Here is a 14,663-nt window from a genome sequence, read left to right as displayed (position 1 = left end):
CTACCGGGCGAAATTATCTTTCACAAGCAAGTGACGAATTGCATACAATTGTATTCAGAACCAGCGTCGCGTTGCACGTGTGTAGGCTTCGAACTCTTCGCCGAATTTCTCAGCCATTCGGGCCTCTTCCGGCAAAATGAAGCGCCGTTCGAGGACGAGAAACAGCACGGGCAGCGACAATATGCCCGGAATGCTGCCCGTCCAGATGGCCACCCCGGCAAGGATCAGCACATCCGCGAGGTAAATAGGGTTCCGCGACTGGGCGTAGACACCCGTGGTGACCAGCGACTCCGGCGTCTGGTGAGGCACGATCGTCGTGCGGTGCTTCCTGAACTCGGCCGCCGCCGCAAGGGTCAGAACCAACCCGCTCGCGATCAGCGTCCAGCCGAGGGTCGTGGCCACATGCCCCCATCCCGGCCCTGTATAGATCGACAAGAGAACGAAGGCGGCCAGCCAAACGGGGGGATAATCGAGTGTCTTTTTCATAGGCGCCACTATTCCCGTGGCGGCAACGACTGTCCACGGGGATTGACCTTTGCTCGGGCGCGCGCGACCACACGGCCATGACCGATTTCGCAAAGACTCGCGCCTTCTTCGATCTGCCCGAGGGGATCATCTATCTGGATGGCAACTCGCTCGGTCCGCTGCCCTCCGCCGTGCCTGTCAGGCTGGATCATGTGATGCGCCTTGAATGGGGCGAAATGGTCATCACAGGCTGGAACCGCGCGGGCTGGATCGACATGCCGCGCCGTGTGGGCGACCGGATCGCGCGGCTGATCGGCGCAGCACCGGGAACGGTAGTGGTTGGCGACACACTCTCGATCAAGGTCTATCAGGCACTGGCTTCGGCGCTCGACCTTCGCCCGGACCGCCGCAAGATCGTGAGCGATTCCGGCAACTTCCCCACCGACCTTTACATGGCCGAAGGTTTGATCCGCAGCCTCGATCGCGGTCATGAACTGAGCCTCTCCGCGCCTGAGAACCTTGAGGCGGCCATCGACGAAGACACCGCCGCGCTTCTGGTGACCGAGGTGGATTATCGCACCGGACGCCGCCACGACATGGCTCGGCTGATCGCGAAGGCCCACCAGAAGGGCGCGCTGGTCATCTGGGATCTGGCCCACTCCGCGGGGGCGTTCCCCGTGGACGTCTCGGGGCTGGGCGCGGATTTCGCGGTGGGCTGCACCTACAAGTATCTGAACGCCGGCCCCGGCGCGCCCGCGTTCATCTATGTCGCGCCCGAGCTGGCGGACCGCGTCACTCCCGCCCTCTCGGGCTGGATGGGTCACGAAGCGCCCTTCGCCTTCGACCTCGATTATCGCGCGGGACATGGCATCGACCGGATGCGCGTCGGCACACCCCCGATTCTGCAGATCGCGGCACTCGATGCGGCGCTGGACGTCTGGGACGAGGTCGACCTTGCCGATGTGCGTGCGCAATCGGTCGCGCTGTCGGAGCGCTTCATCGCCGGGGTCGAGGCCGCCTGCCCCGATCTGACGCTTGCCTCGCCCCGCGACCCTGCCCGGCGCGGCAGCCAAGTCGCCTTCCGCTTCGAACATGGCTACGCCGCCATGCAGGCGATGATCGCCCGTGGCGTGATCGGAGACTTTCGCGCCCCCGACATCATGCGATTCGGGATCACGCCCCTTTACGTGGGCGCTGACGAGATCGACCGCGCGGTCGGCATCCTGGCCGAGATCATGGCGACGCGTGCCTGGGACGAGCCAGCCTATCACCGGCGCGAGGCGGTGACGTGATCCGGCCCTGGACGGCCGATGACACTGAACCAAGCTATGCCGTGTACGTGGATGCCGTCCTCAACGGCGCGGCCGGGCATTACACCGAGGCGCAGCGCCGCGCATGGGTGCCGTCCGAGCGGATGGAGGACTGGTGGCAACCGCGTCTGGCCGCCGACATCGCCTGGGTGTCCGAGGATGAGGACGGTCTGACCGGCGTGATCGCCATGCAGCCCGGCGGGCATCTCGATCTGTTCTTCGTGGTGCCACGCGCGCGGGGCGACGGGACCGCGACCGCCCTCTACGACCGCTTCCTGTCGGAGGTCAGAACGCGTGGCATCGGCTGCCTGACAACCCATGCCAGCGATTACCTGAAACCGTTTCTGGAGCGGCGCGGCTGGCGCACCGTCGAAGAGGAACTTGTCGACCGGTTCGGCGTCACGATCCGCCGGTGGGCGATGGCGCTTGATCAGGTGCCTGGAAGCCAGGTGTCATAGTCGCTGACCAAAAGATGGGTGGGTGCCACGTCCTCTTCGATGGCGGCGAAACGCCCGATCGGCTCGCGGAAGATGTTGTCGGTGACATCGTCATTGACGGTCGAGACCTCACCGATGAGCACGTCGCCCCCCTCACCCCAGAAGGCGTGCCAGTCTCCCGGCATCAGCGTGATGCTCTCGCCCGGCTCGAACAGGATCACCTCGCCCGGTGCATAGTCCCGCGCGATCCCGTCGCAGAGAACGGTGCCGCCCCGGTCCTCGGCACAGTTTCCGTCATCGTCCGAGCCGAAAAGCTGGATCGCCATGGTGGCACCGCCCCGGTTGATGATGTCCTCGGACTTGATCACATGGGTGTGCATCGGGCTGAGCTGATCCTGCCGGCTGATGAGCAGCTTCTCGGCATAGACCATGCCGCGCCCGCGTTCGAGGTCGGCAAGGCTGCCGTTCCGAAGCGTGAAGAGGAACAGCCCCATCCGGTCGAAATCGCCCTCACCGTAATCCGTGATGTCCCAGCCCATGCGCGCATCGATGACGCGGCGCGCGCGGTCTGCATTCGCCTTGAATTCGTCCGGGCTCCAGTTGGCGAAGGGCGGCAGAGTAAAGCCATGGCTGCGGATCATGTCATCCGCTGCCGCCATGATGTCATTGACCGTCGATCTTTTCATAATGCCGCCGCCTCACGTCCTGGTTCTGTCACTAGGTGCCAGCAGACAGGCCCGCCGTCCAGTCCCCGACCTTAGCCGCGACAGAATCCCAATCGGTATATTCCTTGTCTTCGCCCGGTACGGCCTCGGGGTCTTTCTTGGCTTCGATCCAGCGAAGCGCCCAATATTTCACAAAGCTGTAGTGCGCGTAGCGGAAGGCACCGGCCACATGCTCGACCCGGCCGGGGTGAAAGCCTGTTGCCTCGGTGAAGCGTCCCACGATGGCCGCAAGCTCTTCCCAGTCCTCCGCGGAATTTCCGGCTGCTCCGAGCGAGACCGAGATGAACAGCGTCGGCATGGCATTCAACGTGACCGCTCTGTGGCGCGCGAATTCCACCATGCTGTCCTGATACTGACCCACATGCACCGACGCGGCCAGAATGACCCCGTCGTAAGGCAACAGATCCATGTCAAAGGCGGCGTCGGCGGACAGCAAAGCCGTCTGGTGCCCGGCACGGATCAGTTCGGATTGAATGAATTGGCTAATCTTGAGGGTCTGTCCCTCGGTCGATGCAAAGACGATGGCAATACGCATGCTTTATTCCCTCCTTGTGAATGGAAGGACTTTGGCAGCGCCCGAGGCTGCGGGCCTTGATCCTGCGCAATCAGGCAGTCTTGAGCGCAACGGGGCGTTGCCCGGCCTGCCATGAGCGGAGCGCGGTGCCGAAAGCCTCGAAAAGCGGACGTGACACGGGATCGCAGGCGGCGCGATATTCCGGGTGCCACTGCACTCCCAATGTAAAGCCGGGCGCGTCCTCGACATAAATCGCCTCGGGCGTGCCATCGGGAGCATATCCGTCGATGACGACGCGCGGCCCCTTTTCCTTGATGCCCTGCCCGTGGAGCGTATTGGTGCGCACGACGCTCTTGCCCATGATCCGGTGGAACACGCCGCCCTCAGTGAAGGTCACATCATGGCGGAGCTCGAACTTCTCCTCCAAAGTCCCGTCGGGCGGCATCCGGTGGTTCATCCGACCCGGCAGGTCCCGGATTTCAGGGTAAAGAGAGCCCCCCATGGCGACGTTCAGTTCCTGGAAACCCCGGCAGATCGCAAGAATGGGCTGCCCACGCTCGACGCAGGAGCGGATCAGCGGCAGCACAAGCCGATCCCGGTTCCGGTCCATGGCCCCATGGGCCTCGGTATATTCCTCGCCATATTCCTCCGGGTGGACGTTCGGCCGCCCGCCGGTGAAGAGGAAGCCGTCGCAAACTCGTGTCAGGTCTTCGATATCCACAAGCGCAGGGTCCGACGGCACAATGAGCGGCACTGCATCACAGACGTCGCGCACCGCTTCGCTGTTCATGCGGCCGCCCGCATGGGTCTCGTACTGATCGTTGATCAGATGATGATTGCCGATGATGCCGACGACGGGACGAGCCATGGATTCGCGCTCCTTTCCGCCATGAATATAACGGTTCAGGCGGGAAATGGACGCCCCCCGAATGCACAAGCGGCTGTGCGGATGCGCAGAAAGCGCAGTCCGCAATCAGACACCTGTGCAAATGCCTCTTTCTCAGGCCTCGCCGACCAGCCCGGCGGACTCGACACCGGCCATGCCGGCGATCGCGTCATTGTCCGATGTATCGCCGGTGACACCGACGGCCCCCATGACGCGGCCCTGCTTGTCCCGGATCAAGATACCGCCCGGCACGGGGATCACCTTGCCGTCATAGGCACCGTTGAGCGCCGTCACGAAATAGGCCTGCGCCTCGGCCCTTGCATGGAGCGCGCTGCCCGACATGCCGGTCATCACCACGCCATAGGCCTTGCCGCGCGCGATTTCGAACCGGCCGGGGGAGGCACCGTCCTCGCGCTCGAAGGCCTTCACATGACCGCCCGCGTCCAGAACCACCACCGAAAGCGGCTTCAGCTCCATTTCACGGCCTTTCTTCAGCGTGGCCCGAATGATCGAGCGCGCCTTCGACATCGAAATTTCCGCCATATCCCCGTCTCCCTTTGCTCAGAGGCTCGCCTTCAGTTCCAGCCGCCGCCGGTGCAGCACCGGCTCGGTATAGCCCGAGGGCTGATGACGCCCCTCGAAGACAAGGTCGCGGGCCGCCTGAAAGGCGATGCCGTCGAACTCCGGCGCCATCGAACGATAGGCCGGATCGCCCGCGTTCTGGCTGTCCACCTTTTCGGCCATGCGCTTCATGATCTCCATGACCTCGTCCTTAGAGACGACATCATGGTGCAGCCAGTTGGCGATATGCTGGGCCGAGATACGGCAGGTCGCGCGATCCTCCATCAGGCCCACGTCGTTGATGTCCGGCACCTTGGAACAGCCGACGCCCTGATCGATCCAGCGCACGACATATCCGAGGATACCCTGCGCGTTGTTCTCGACCTCGCGGATGATCTGATCCTTGCTCCACTTCTGGAATGTCGCCAGCGGGATATCGAGAAGCCCGTCCACATGGGCGCGACGACCGGCAGCCTTTAGCGCCTTCTGGACGGCAAAGACGTCGACCTTGTGGTAATGCAGCGCATGAAGCGTCGCCGCCGTGGGCGACGGCACCCAGGCACAATTCGCGCCGGCCTGCGGATGCTCGATCTTGGCCTGAAGCATGGCCGCCATCTTGTCGGGCATGGCCCACATGCCCTTGCCGATCTGCGCCTTGCCGGACAGGCCGCATTCCAGCCCGATATCGACGTTCCGGTTTTCGTAGGCGGTGATCCACGCTTTGCGCTTGATCCAGTCCTTGCGGCTGAACGGCCCGGCCTCCATCGATGTGTGGATCTCGTCGCCGGTCCGGTCGAGGAAGCCTGTGTTGATGAAGGCCACGCGATGCTTGGCGGCGCGGATGCATTCCTTGAGATTGACCGAGGTGCGGCGCTCTTCGTCCATGATGCCCAGCTTCACGGTGTATTGCGGCAGGCCGAACGCCTTTTCCACGGCGGTAAAGATCTCGTCCGCGAAGGCGACCTCTTCCGGCCCGTGCATCTTGGGCTTCACCACATAGACCGACCCGGTCGCCGAATTGCGCGGGCCGCCATCCTTGGCAAGGTCATGCATCGCGATCAGCGTGGTGACGATCGCGTCCATCAGCCCTTCGAAGACTTCGTCGCCGTCGCGGGTCAGGATCGCCGGGTTGGTCATCAGGTGCCCCACATTGCGCACCAGCATCAGCGCCCGCCCCTTCAGGACCGCATCGCTGCCATCGGGAGCGGTGTAGGTCATGTCGGGGTTCAGGCTGCGCGTGACTGTCTCGCCACCCTTCTGGAACGTGTCGGTCAGATCGCCCTTCATCAGGCCAAGCCAGTTACGATAGGCCAGAACCTTGTCCTCGGCATCGACACAGGCGACCGAGTCCTCGCAATCCATGATGGCCGAGACCGCCGCTTCGAGCCGCACATCGGCCAGACCGGCCTGATCACGGCTTCCGATGGGATGCGTCCGGTCGAAAATCAGTTCCACATGCAGGCCGTGGTTGCGGAGAATGACGGCGTCGGGCGCCTTGGGGTGGCCGCGATAGCCCACGAATTTCGACGGATCGACCAGCGGCTGGTCGTCCACCAGAAGCTGCTCCTTGTTCACGTAATAGCGGCGCGCGTCGGCGTGGCTGGTGCCTTCCAGCGGGAAGGCCTCGTCCAGGAAGACGCGGGCCCGCGCCACGACGCGGGCGCCACGGCCACGGTTGTAGGGCCCGCTCGGCTGTTTCCCATCCGTGGCGTCGGTCCCGTAGAGCGCGTCGTAGAGACTTCCCCAGCGGGCGTTCGCGGCGTTCAGCGCGTAGCGCGCATTGGTGATCGGCACGACAAGCTGCGGGCCGGGAACCGAGGCGAATTCGGGGTCCGTGTCCTTGGTTTCGATCTCGAAAGCGTCACCTTCAGGCACGAGATACCCGATCTCGTACAGAAACGCCTTGTAGGCCTCGTGATCATGCGGCTGGTTCCGGTGCCGGATGTGCCATTCATCGATCGCCTTTTGCAGGGTCTCTCGCTTTTCAAGGAGCGCACGGTTGCGCGGCCCGAAGTCGTGCGCGAGCCCACTGAGCGCGGCCCAGAAATCAGCGGCGCTGACCCCGGTGCCCGGAAGTGCCTCGGTCTCGATGAAATCGGCCAGAACCGGCGCGACGCGCAGGCCCTCTTTCTCGGTCATGTCCATGCTCATGTCGCCCACTGTGTGCCATTGTATTCCGTCGCGCGGCAAACTAGTGCCGCGCGGGCTCAAGGACAAGCCTGCGTGGTAAAGGAAATTGACCAATATTGGCGCAAAAAGCGCCTGTCAGACCGGTTTTCCGGATTTAGAGCGTCGGCAACGCTCGGAACAGTAGCGCACCTTGTCCCAGACCTTTTCCCATTTCTTCCGCCATGCAAAGGGCTTGCCGCAGGTCGCGCAGAGCTTGGTCGGAAGGTGCGGTTTCTTGTGCATCGGTCGTTTCCGTACAAAAAAAGCGCCCGGACGGGGTCCGGGCGCCGACACTCACTAAAATACTGTGGTTTCAGCCGTCGCTTTCAACGGTTGCGCCGAGTCCGGGCACAACTTCGACCTGCGGGTCGGTCTCTTCGGGCGTGTTGCCGTTGGCTGCAAGCCAAACGACGAGGCCCAGAAGGAGGACGCCAGCAAAGGCAGCCACGAGGCCCATCCCGGCAAGCGGGGTCCTGTGACGTTCGGTCTGTTTTTCGACATTGGTATCGGGTGCCGACATGAGCGGTATCCTTTCCTTGTCTCGCTTCGTGTTCGGGGGGACAACGTGTGGAAACCGAACTGGTTCCGAATAGGTCGCCACGGATGAAAAGTTTGAAAGATACAGCCCCACGCACAACGCGCCTCGCCGACTACCGGCCATTCGGGTGGCGGGTGACGGAGGTCCACCTCACATTCCGCCTCGCGCCCGGCGCCACGCGGGTCCTGTCGCGCATCCGCTTCGCACCGCTTGACCATGCGCCCGCGCGGATGACGCTCGATGGCGAGGGGCTGACCCTGATATCCGCGCTGATCGACGGCGCGCCGGTCTCGCCTGACCTGACCACGGACGGCCTCACCGTCGATGTCCCGCCCGCGCCTTTCCTGTGGGAGGCCGAGGTCGAGATCGCGCCCGAGGGCAACACCGCGCTTGAAGGGCTCTATATGTCGGGCGGCATTTACTGCACCCAGTGCGAGGCCGAGGGGTTCCGGCGCATCACCTATTACCCCGACCGCCCCGATGTCATGGCTCCCTTCACCGTGCGGATCGAGAGCGATCTTCCCGTCCTTCTGTCGAACGGCAACCCCACGGGCTCTGGCCCCGGTTTTGCGGAATGGCACGACCCATGGCCGAAGCCGTCCTACCTGTTCGCGCTCGTCGCGGGTAATCTCGTTGCCACGTCGGCCAGTTTTCAAACCGCCGAGGGGCGCGACGTGGAGCTCAACGTCTGGGTCAGACCGGGCGACGAGGGGCGCACCGGCTACGCGCTCGACAGTCTGATCCGCTCGATGCGGTGGGACGAAGACCGCTTCGGCCGGGTCTATGATCTGGACGTGTTCAACATCGTCGCGGTGGACGACTTCAACGCGGGCGCGATGGAGAACAAGGGGCTGAACATCTTCAACTCGAAATACGTACTGGCCAGCCCAGAGACCGCGACCGACCGCGACTTCGAGGGGATCGAGGCCGTTGTCGCACACGAGTACTTTCACAACTGGACCGGCAACCGGATCACCTGCCGCGACTGGTTCCAGCTTTGCCTGAAAGAGGGGCTGACGGTCTATCGCGACCAGGAATTCACCTCCGATATGCGAAGCCGCGCCGTCAAACGGATCGAAGATGCGCTGCTCCTTCGCGCCGCGCAGTTCCGCGAGGATGCGGGGCCTCTGGCGCACCCGCCGCGACCCGACACCTATGTCGAGATCAACAACTTCTACACTGTCACCGTCTACGAGAAAGGCGCCGAAGTCGTGCGGATGCTGGCGAGCGTTCTGGGGCCCGAGACATTCGCGACCGGGTTGGAACTGTATTTCGCGCGCCATGACGGCCACGCCGCGACGATCGAGGAGTTTTTCGCCTGTTTTCAGGAGGTCGCGGGCGACACGCTGGACGGCTTCGCGCGCTGGTGGACCGAAGCCGGAACGCCCCGTGTGACAGTCTCGCGCCATTGGGACGGTGAGACGCTGACGCTGAGTGTGCGGCAGGAGACACTGGGCGGGCCCCGATGGATTCCGCTTGCCGTTGGCCTTCTGGGACCGGATGGCGAAGAGATTGCGCCAACCACCCTTCTCACCCTGAAAGACACCGAAGCGCATTGGCGATACGTGCCATCGACCGCAACGTGGGAGACGTGCAGCGCCCCGAACGGTCAGCCCAAGACCGATGGAGCTCCCCTCCCCTCGATCAATCGCGGCTTCAGCGCGCCGGTTCTTCTGGAGGCGGGGATGACGGATGCCGAGCGTCGGCTGATCTTCGGCCACGACACGGACCCGTTCAATCGCTGGGACGCCGGGCGCCAACTGATCCGCGCAGGCTTCATCGGGCTGGTGACCGAAGATCGTGAGCCCGACCCCGAGACGCTTGCCGCCATGGGCCGCGCGGTTCGGGACGATGCGCTTGACCCGGCGTTTCGCGCGCTTGTGATGGGGCTGCCCTCGGATGACGACATCGCGCAGACGCTGGCAGAGGCCGGACGCACGCCGGACCCCGACCTGATCGAGACCGGGCGGGAGCGTCTCCGCGAGGCGATTGCCGCGCTTCTGGCAGGTGACCTGAGGCGTCTATACGCCGACCTTGCCCCGGTCGGGCCCTACCGCCCGGATGCGGACGGCGCCGGGCGGCGGGCACTTCGATGCGCCGCTCTGTCCTGCCTGTCGGTCGTCGACGGCCCGGATGCAGCGCGGGCACTTTATTCGCAGGCAGATAACATGACCGAACGCCTCGCCGCGCTGTCTGTTCTGCTCCGCCTTGGGGCCGCCGAAGACGCGCTGGCGGATTTCCACGCGCGGTGGTCGAGGACGCCGGATGTGCTCGACAAGTGGTTCGCCCTTCAGGTCGGTTCGGTCAAAGGATCGCGCGCCGTGGAAACCGCTCTGCGCCTGACCCGGCACCCGGATTTCGACTGGCGGAGACCGAACCGCGTGCGCTCGGTCCTGGGCACGATGCTGCGCCACCACGCCGGGTTCCACAGCGCCGATGGCGCCGGCTACAAGGTCGCTGCCGACTGGATCGTCCGGCTTGACCCCGCCAATCCGCAGCTTGCCGCCGGTCTCACCAGCCCGTTCCAGACATGGCGGCGCTATGACGGCGACCGGCAGGGCATGATGCGGGATGCGCTTGAGCGAATCGCCTCGGCTGACGGGTTGAGTCGGGACACGAGCGAGATGGTGGGCCGCATCCTCGGAGGCTGAAGCGGCCTCGGGGTCAGCGCTGCGCAGCGCGACCATATCAGCTTTGCACCGCAAGGCCCCGTCAGCAGGCGCTTTTTCCACGCCAGGAACCCAGGTGCGGGGCCAGACGTTATTGGATCATCGGCAGAATTGCGCCGTGACGCATGAGGCACCCCGCGTTGGGTGGTAGACTGCCGTCATAAAACGATTGCGCTCGGTTTGTAGAGGTTGGGTATGAAAGAGCGTCTCGATCCCCTGATTGAAGAACGGGCCCCTTGGCTCTTCGGCACAGAACCCGGAATGCGCAGCTTGCGCGAAGGGCTGATGGGCCTTTTGGGTTATGAACGGACATTGGAGCTGGGGCGGCTTTACAAGGACTGGCCGACCGACCGGATCATGCACCATGTCGCCGGCCTTCTGGCACGGAATGTCGACGTCAGCGGCCTGGAGCACATTCCCCGGAACGGCCCCGCCCTGATCGTGGCGAACCACCCGACCGGCATCGCCGACGGCATCATGCTGCATCACGCGATCTGGCCCCTTCGACCCGACCTCTTCATCTATGCCAATTCCGACATTCTGAGGCTTCTGCCCCAGTTCGAAAGCCTGATCGCACCGGTCGAATGGCGACCCGAGAAACGCAGCCGCGCGAAAACCCGCGAAACAATGGAATATACACGAAAAGCCATTGAAAACGGCCGCTTGGGTGTCATTTTCCCATCCGGACGGCTGGCGAAACGGCGCGGCCTCGGCCTGCACGAGCGGGACTGGATGCCGTCTGCCGCGATGATCGCACGGAAATACGACCTGCCCGTCATCCCGGTGAATATCCGGGCGCGAAACTCTGCGCTCTTCTACCTTTTCGACCGCATACACCCGACGCTGAGGGACATCACGCTCTTCCACGAGACCCTGAACAAGGACCGTCAACCCTATCGTCTGACCGTGGGCGAGCCCGTTTCGGCCTCGGCCCTTCCAGCGAAATCCGAAGAAGGTATCGAGCTTCTGAAACGCACGACGCTGGCTCTTGGCGGCCGCCACGCCCCCGCTGTATCGCTTGTTCAGAACACGCGCATGCCCACTTGGGCACGCTGAAATCTGGCTTAAAGAACAGCAGACTGCCATAAAGTTGCCGAAAAAGACGTGAAAATGGCGTTAACCACCAGTGTGAGCGCGCCATGGCAACCGAGTTCATAAACGAATCGATATCCACCCTGACCTCGACACTGTCGGGGCCGGTCGTCGCTGCATTTTCGCTCACGCTTCTCGGCGCCCTGGCCGTCGGTCGCGTGAAGGAGTTGCGCCACCAGAGCGAGGCCGCAGAACGCCGTGACGCCATGAACGCGCTTCCCCGCGAATTGCTTCTGCCCGTGGTGCACCGCGACCCCGACCACCTTGCCCGCGCTGGGATCATCGACAGTATCAGCACACTGGTCATTGCCGGCGATTGGCAGGAATTGTCTGCACGTATCTCCAGATGGGAGGCTCGCCTTGAGGCGACGCCGGGTGGCGGACGCTATCATGACATTGCCATCGAAACCTGTCTCGCCGGACTTCAGAACCTCATCGACGAGGGCTCGCGGAAAAGCGTCGAAGACCTTGAGAAGGCGGAAATCTCGGTGGAGCGGTTTGTCGAGCGGCACCGCGAGACGCCCGATGATCATATCCTGGCCGTTCTGGCCGCGCGTGCGCATATGTGCGTGGCTGAAACCTGCAGCGCCGATTTCTGGCCGTCGTCCGAACGCGCCGCGGCATGGCGCCGGATGGCGCATCACTACCTCAGGGCCGAAGCCATTCTGTCCGACTATGACCCGGTGGCTTACATGTCGCCGCTTCTGGGCGGAACGATCTATCGCCTCGCCCTTGGAATGCCCGATGGCGGCGCGCGGCTCAGGCCGGCGTTCGAGGACTGGATCGATCTCGACCCGACCGATCCGGCCATCTATGCCCAGCATGGCGGCAACCTTCTGCCCGAACGCTTCGGCACGAGTGACGAGATCCGGCTCGAGGCGCTAAAGGCCGAGCGCCGCACGCGCGAAACCATCGGCAAGGGCGGGTATGCGCTATTCGCGATCCCGGTGATTGAGGCGGATGAAACGACCCGCCTTCTCTTCGAAGACGACATCCTTGCCGCCGGCCTGATGGACCTGGCACGCCTTTCGGGCACCCAGGCCGAGGTCAACTGGGCCGCCGCCTGTCTGGCGCGCGAAGCGCAGCACGGGTCCGAAGAGCGTCAGGCGATCATGGCCTCGGCCTTTGACGCGCTGGTCAAACGGCATCTGGGCGTGATCTATCCCCGGCTCTGGCACCAGCCCCTGCAGGATATCCGCGCCCGGCTGAAAAGCGTCTTCGACGCAGATCCGACCGGCCCCAAGCAATTCGTCGAGGTCACCACCAGCCGCCCGCGCGTGGCGGCCTGAGGCTATTCGGCTGAGGCCACGGGGCGTGCGGGAGGCCGTACCTCTTCAAGGCGGCGGCAATAGGTCTGCCGGCTGGTATAACGCTTCATGTCCCGCTGCATCCAAGGCGTCCGGATCGGACCCCAATCGGCGGCGACACCGCGCCAGCGCGTGTCCTTCACCGATATCGCCTCGTCACGCGGAACGGTGATGGCCATGATCCGGACCGCGCAATTCAGGTTGGCCGACGCGCGTTTCAGCCCCTCGCCCGTCTGCACACGGCAATCGCGGAACTCGGCTGTGGGCGGATAGATCTGCAAAAGCCCGAACCACCGCCCGTTGCCGCCGACCGCGCGTGGATTCCACGTACTTTCATAACGCGACAACGTGGACAAAAGCCCCACCCAGAAGGCCGCCCGGTCTTCGGGACCGTTCTCGGAATAGGCTGGGCACCACTCTCCGATATCGCGCGGCACCGTCTCGATCAGCGGCTGGCCGTGAGTCTCGACTGCCGAGAGCGCAACGCGCGTCCAAAGCTCGCCATTGCCCCGGTGCTCCCAGCGGGCGCGCGGCACGGACATCTCTCGATAGGGTGGCCGATCCGTGGCGACGGGGGCCGCCAGCGCCTCGGCCTCTGCCGCCTCCGGGAGGGCGCCCGGCTGCGTTTCCGCCAAGAGCGCACCCGCAGTCGCGAGCAAGGCCACGAGGGCGGCTGAAACGACGCGGGTCATTCGGTGCAGAAGGGCTGTGCCCGCGTACGGGCCTTGATATCCTCGCGTTTCCGCGACTGGTGGAACGGCCCCCAATCCGCCGCGACGCCGCGCATTCCGGCTGAGATGACGCCGTCACGCGGAACCGTCACCGCCATGATCCTGAGACCGCAGGCAAGGTTCGCCGCGCCGACCTTCAGCTCGGACGACGTCTGCGCCTGACAGCCGTAGCCGCGCGCCGTACCGGGAGAAATCTGCAAGAGGCCATGCCAGCGGCCGTCACCGCCCGACACATCGGGCCGCCACGTGCTTTCGTGCCGCGACAGAGCCGACAGAAGCGCGACCCAGAAGGCCTTGCGCTCGTCGCGCGTGGCGGTTTGGTAGCCGGGACAATAGGCATCGATATCCGCGGGCACCATGTCGGGAAGTGCCGCCCCGTGGGTGTCGAGGGCGACGAGCGCGGCGCGCGTCCAGCGCTCGGCATTGGGCGAGACGTCCCAGCCGACCTGAGGCCGGACGGCAGCCGCTTTCTCGGGCACTGTGACCTCCGGCGCGTCGCGACCGCAGGAGAATACGAACAGAACAATGGCGGCGGCGCCAAACAGTCCAATACGGGCCATGATTTCCTTCACGTGACTCGCCCCCGCGTCCAAAGAGCAAAGCACGAAAAACGCCCCGCGGCCAAGCCCGGGGCGTTTCATCAGTCGGTCAGGGTGGCGGATTTACGCCGCAGAGCGATAGTGCCGGCCCTCTTCCACCTCTTCGATGATCTTCGCCACGAAGGCGTCGAGGTCGTCGGGATTACGGCTGGTGATGATGCCCTCGTCGGCGACGACCGGCTCATCAACCCACTTCGCGCCGGCATTGATCATGTCGATCTTGATCGAGTGGTAGGACGTCATCTGGCGACCATCGGCAGCCTCAGCCTCGATCAGAAGCCAAGGCGCGTGGCAGACGGCTGCGACGATCTTGCCGGTTTCCAGGAACTCACGGATGAATTTAACCGCGTCCTTATTGGCGCGCAGCAGGTCCGGATTGATCTGACCGCCCGGAAGCACTAGCGCGGTGTAGTCGGCCACAAGCGCCTGATCGAGCGTCTTGTCGACAGGCACCGTGTTGCCCCAGTCGTCGCCGTCCCACCCCTTGATCTGACCGTCCTCGGGCGAGATCACGTGAACTTCGGCGCCGGCGTCGCGCAGCTTTTTCAGCGGCACTTCCAGCTCGGACTGTTCGAAGCCATGGGTCGAAAGAATGGCGATTTTCGCATCATTTATCTTCGTCATTGTATTCTCCTTACTCGTTCACACAGTTCACTGACC

General features: G+C 64.0%; 16 protein-coding genes. 5 read left to right on the top strand and 11 right to left on the bottom strand.

Annotation, left to right across the window (positions count from 1 at the left end):
• Positions 1-54: 54 nt before the first annotated feature.
• Positions 55-486, bottom strand: coding sequence for a methyltransferase family protein (locus GQ651_RS02245; protein ID WP_160762587.1), 432 nt, complete (start codon positions 484-486; stop codon positions 55-57).
• Positions 487-563: 77 nt separating this feature from the next.
• Here GQ651_RS02245 and kynU point away from each other — a divergent pair, with 77 nt between their 5' ends.
• Complete coding sequence (gene kynU / locus GQ651_RS02240) at positions 564-1,757, top strand: kynureninase (protein ID WP_160762586.1); 1,194 nt, start codon at positions 564-566, stop codon at positions 1,755-1,757.
• Positions 1,754-2,233 (top strand): GNAT family N-acetyltransferase, encoded by a 480-nt coding sequence (locus tag GQ651_RS02235; protein WP_160762585.1) that lies wholly within the window; start codon positions 1,754-1,756, stop codon positions 2,231-2,233. The genes kynU and GQ651_RS02235 overlap by 4 nt, the downstream gene beginning before the upstream one ends.
• On the opposite strand, the gene GQ651_RS02230 is transcribed toward GQ651_RS02235, so the two are convergent.
• From GQ651_RS02230 to GQ651_RS02200, 7 genes are all read right to left on the bottom strand, one after another.
• Positions 2,206-2,898 carry a D-lyxose/D-mannose family sugar isomerase gene (locus GQ651_RS02230; protein WP_160762584.1) on the bottom strand — a complete coding sequence of 231 codons (693 nt, stop codon included), beginning with the start codon at positions 2,896-2,898 and terminating at the stop codon, positions 2,206-2,208. The two genes, GQ651_RS02235 and GQ651_RS02230, sit on opposite strands and share 28 nt — an antisense overlap.
• Positions 2,899-2,929: 31 nt before the next feature.
• Entirely contained in the window at positions 2,930-3,472 is a 543-nt protein-coding gene (locus tag GQ651_RS02225; protein ID WP_160762583.1) for a flavodoxin domain-containing protein, read from the bottom strand.
• Positions 3,473-3,542: 70 nt separating this feature from the next.
• Positions 3,543-4,319, bottom strand: coding sequence for a gamma-glutamyl-gamma-aminobutyrate hydrolase family protein (locus tag GQ651_RS02220; protein ID WP_160762582.1), 777 nt, complete (start codon positions 4,317-4,319; stop codon positions 3,543-3,545).
• 132 nt (positions 4,320-4,451) lie between these two features.
• Positions 4,452-4,880 carry a GlcG/HbpS family heme-binding protein gene (locus GQ651_RS02215; RefSeq protein ID WP_160762581.1) on the bottom strand — a complete coding sequence of 143 codons (429 nt, stop codon included), beginning with the start codon at positions 4,878-4,880 and terminating at the stop codon, positions 4,452-4,454.
• An 18-nt stretch (positions 4,881-4,898) separates the two neighbouring features.
• Positions 4,899-7,049, bottom strand: a complete 2,151-nt coding sequence (locus GQ651_RS02210; RefSeq protein ID WP_160763915.1) for a malate synthase G — start codon at positions 7,047-7,049, stop codon at positions 4,899-4,901.
• A 114-nt stretch (positions 7,050-7,163) separates the two neighbouring features.
• Positions 7,164-7,310: a DUF2256 domain-containing protein gene (locus tag GQ651_RS02205; RefSeq protein ID WP_160762580.1), complete on the bottom strand. Its 147-nt coding sequence runs from the start codon at positions 7,308-7,310 to the stop codon at positions 7,164-7,166.
• Between the two features lie 70 nt (positions 7,311-7,380).
• Positions 7,381-7,587: a hypothetical protein gene (locus tag GQ651_RS02200; RefSeq protein WP_160762579.1), complete on the bottom strand. Its 207-nt coding sequence runs from the start codon at positions 7,585-7,587 to the stop codon at positions 7,381-7,383.
• 83 nt (positions 7,588-7,670) lie between these two features.
• On the opposite strand from GQ651_RS02200, the gene pepN reads away from it, so the two are divergent.
• The 3 genes from pepN (at position 7,671) to GQ651_RS02185 (ending at position 12,655) form a co-directional block, all read left to right on the top strand.
• Entirely contained in the window at positions 7,671-10,256 is a 2,586-nt protein-coding gene (gene pepN / locus GQ651_RS02195) for an aminopeptidase N (RefSeq protein WP_227257935.1), read from the top strand.
• Between the two features lie 213 nt (positions 10,257-10,469).
• Positions 10,470-11,330 (top strand): lysophospholipid acyltransferase family protein, encoded by an 861-nt coding sequence (locus GQ651_RS02190; RefSeq protein ID WP_160762578.1) that lies wholly within the window; start codon positions 10,470-10,472, stop codon positions 11,328-11,330.
• An 83-nt stretch (positions 11,331-11,413) separates the two neighbouring features.
• A complete protein-coding gene (locus GQ651_RS02185) occupies positions 11,414-12,655 on the top strand; it encodes a hypothetical protein (RefSeq protein WP_160762577.1) in 1,242 nt (413 codons plus the stop codon).
• A 2-nt stretch (positions 12,656-12,657) separates the two neighbouring features.
• On the opposite strand, the gene GQ651_RS02180 is transcribed toward GQ651_RS02185, so the two are convergent.
• From GQ651_RS02180 to GQ651_RS02170, 3 genes are all read right to left on the bottom strand, one after another.
• The gene (locus tag GQ651_RS02180; protein WP_160762576.1) at positions 12,658-13,365 is read right to left on the bottom strand and encodes a transglycosylase SLT domain-containing protein; all 708 of its coding nucleotides are present in this window, start codon (positions 13,363-13,365) and stop codon (positions 12,658-12,660) included.
• A complete protein-coding gene (locus GQ651_RS02175; protein WP_160762575.1) occupies positions 13,362-13,964 on the bottom strand; it encodes a transglycosylase SLT domain-containing protein in 603 nt (200 codons plus the stop codon). The genes GQ651_RS02180 and GQ651_RS02175 overlap by 4 nt, the downstream gene beginning before the upstream one ends.
• Before the next feature lie 102 nt (positions 13,965-14,066).
• Complete coding sequence (locus GQ651_RS02170) at positions 14,067-14,627, bottom strand: type 1 glutamine amidotransferase domain-containing protein (protein WP_160762574.1); 561 nt, start codon at positions 14,625-14,627, stop codon at positions 14,067-14,069.
• Between the last annotated feature and the right edge of the window lie 36 nt (positions 14,628-14,663).

Origin of the sequence: Kangsaoukella pontilimi, from assembly GCF_009830125.1 — a bacterium.
GTDB classification, from domain to species: domain Bacteria; phylum Pseudomonadota; class Alphaproteobacteria; order Rhodobacterales; family Rhodobacteraceae; genus Kangsaoukella; species Kangsaoukella pontilimi.
Note: the sequence above shows the minus strand (reverse complement) of the source record. Positions and strands in the feature narration are given on the sequence as shown.

Bases quoted from the DNA above. Each gene is read 5' to 3' on its own strand.
- kynU (WP_160762586.1), top strand. From the start codon at position 564: ATGACCGATTTCGCAAAGACTCGCGCCTTCTTCGATCTGCCCGAGGGG.
- GQ651_RS02215 (WP_160762581.1), bottom strand. From the start codon at position 4,880: ATGGCGGAAATTTCGATGTCGAAGGCGCGCTCGATCATTCGGGCCACG.
- GQ651_RS02190 (WP_160762578.1), top strand. From the start codon at position 10,470: ATGAAAGAGCGTCTCGATCCCCTGATTGAAGAACGGGCCCCTTGGCTC.
- GQ651_RS02230 (WP_160762584.1), bottom strand. From the start codon at position 2,898: ATGAAAAGATCGACGGTCAATGACATCATGGCGGCAGCGGATGACATG.
- GQ651_RS02210 (WP_160763915.1), bottom strand. From the start codon at position 7,049: ATGAGCATGGACATGACCGAGAAAGAGGGCCTGCGCGTCGCGCCGGTT.
- GQ651_RS02220 (WP_160762582.1), bottom strand. From the start codon at position 4,319: ATGGCTCGTCCCGTCGTCGGCATCATCGGCAATCATCATCTGATCAAC.
- GQ651_RS02245 (WP_160762587.1), bottom strand. From the start codon at position 486: ATGAAAAAGACACTCGATTATCCCCCCGTTTGGCTGGCCGCCTTCGTT.
- pepN (WP_227257935.1), top strand. From the start codon at position 7,671: ATGAAAAGTTTGAAAGATACAGCCCCACGCACAACGCGCCTCGCCGAC.
- GQ651_RS02170 (WP_160762574.1), bottom strand. From the start codon at position 14,627: ATGACGAAGATAAATGATGCGAAAATCGCCATTCTTTCGACCCATGGC.
- GQ651_RS02185 (WP_160762577.1), top strand. From the start codon at position 11,414: ATGGCAACCGAGTTCATAAACGAATCGATATCCACCCTGACCTCGACA.
- GQ651_RS02180 (WP_160762576.1), bottom strand. From the start codon at position 13,365: ATGACCCGCGTCGTTTCAGCCGCCCTCGTGGCCTTGCTCGCGACTGCG.
- GQ651_RS02200 (WP_160762579.1), bottom strand. From the start codon at position 7,587: ATGTCGGCACCCGATACCAATGTCGAAAAACAGACCGAACGTCACAGG.
- GQ651_RS02205 (WP_160762580.1), bottom strand. From the start codon at position 7,310: ATGCACAAGAAACCGCACCTTCCGACCAAGCTCTGCGCGACCTGCGGC.
- GQ651_RS02175 (WP_160762575.1), bottom strand. From the start codon at position 13,964: ATGGCCCGTATTGGACTGTTTGGCGCCGCCGCCATTGTTCTGTTCGTA.
- GQ651_RS02225 (WP_160762583.1), bottom strand. From the start codon at position 3,472: ATGCGTATTGCCATCGTCTTTGCATCGACCGAGGGACAGACCCTCAAG.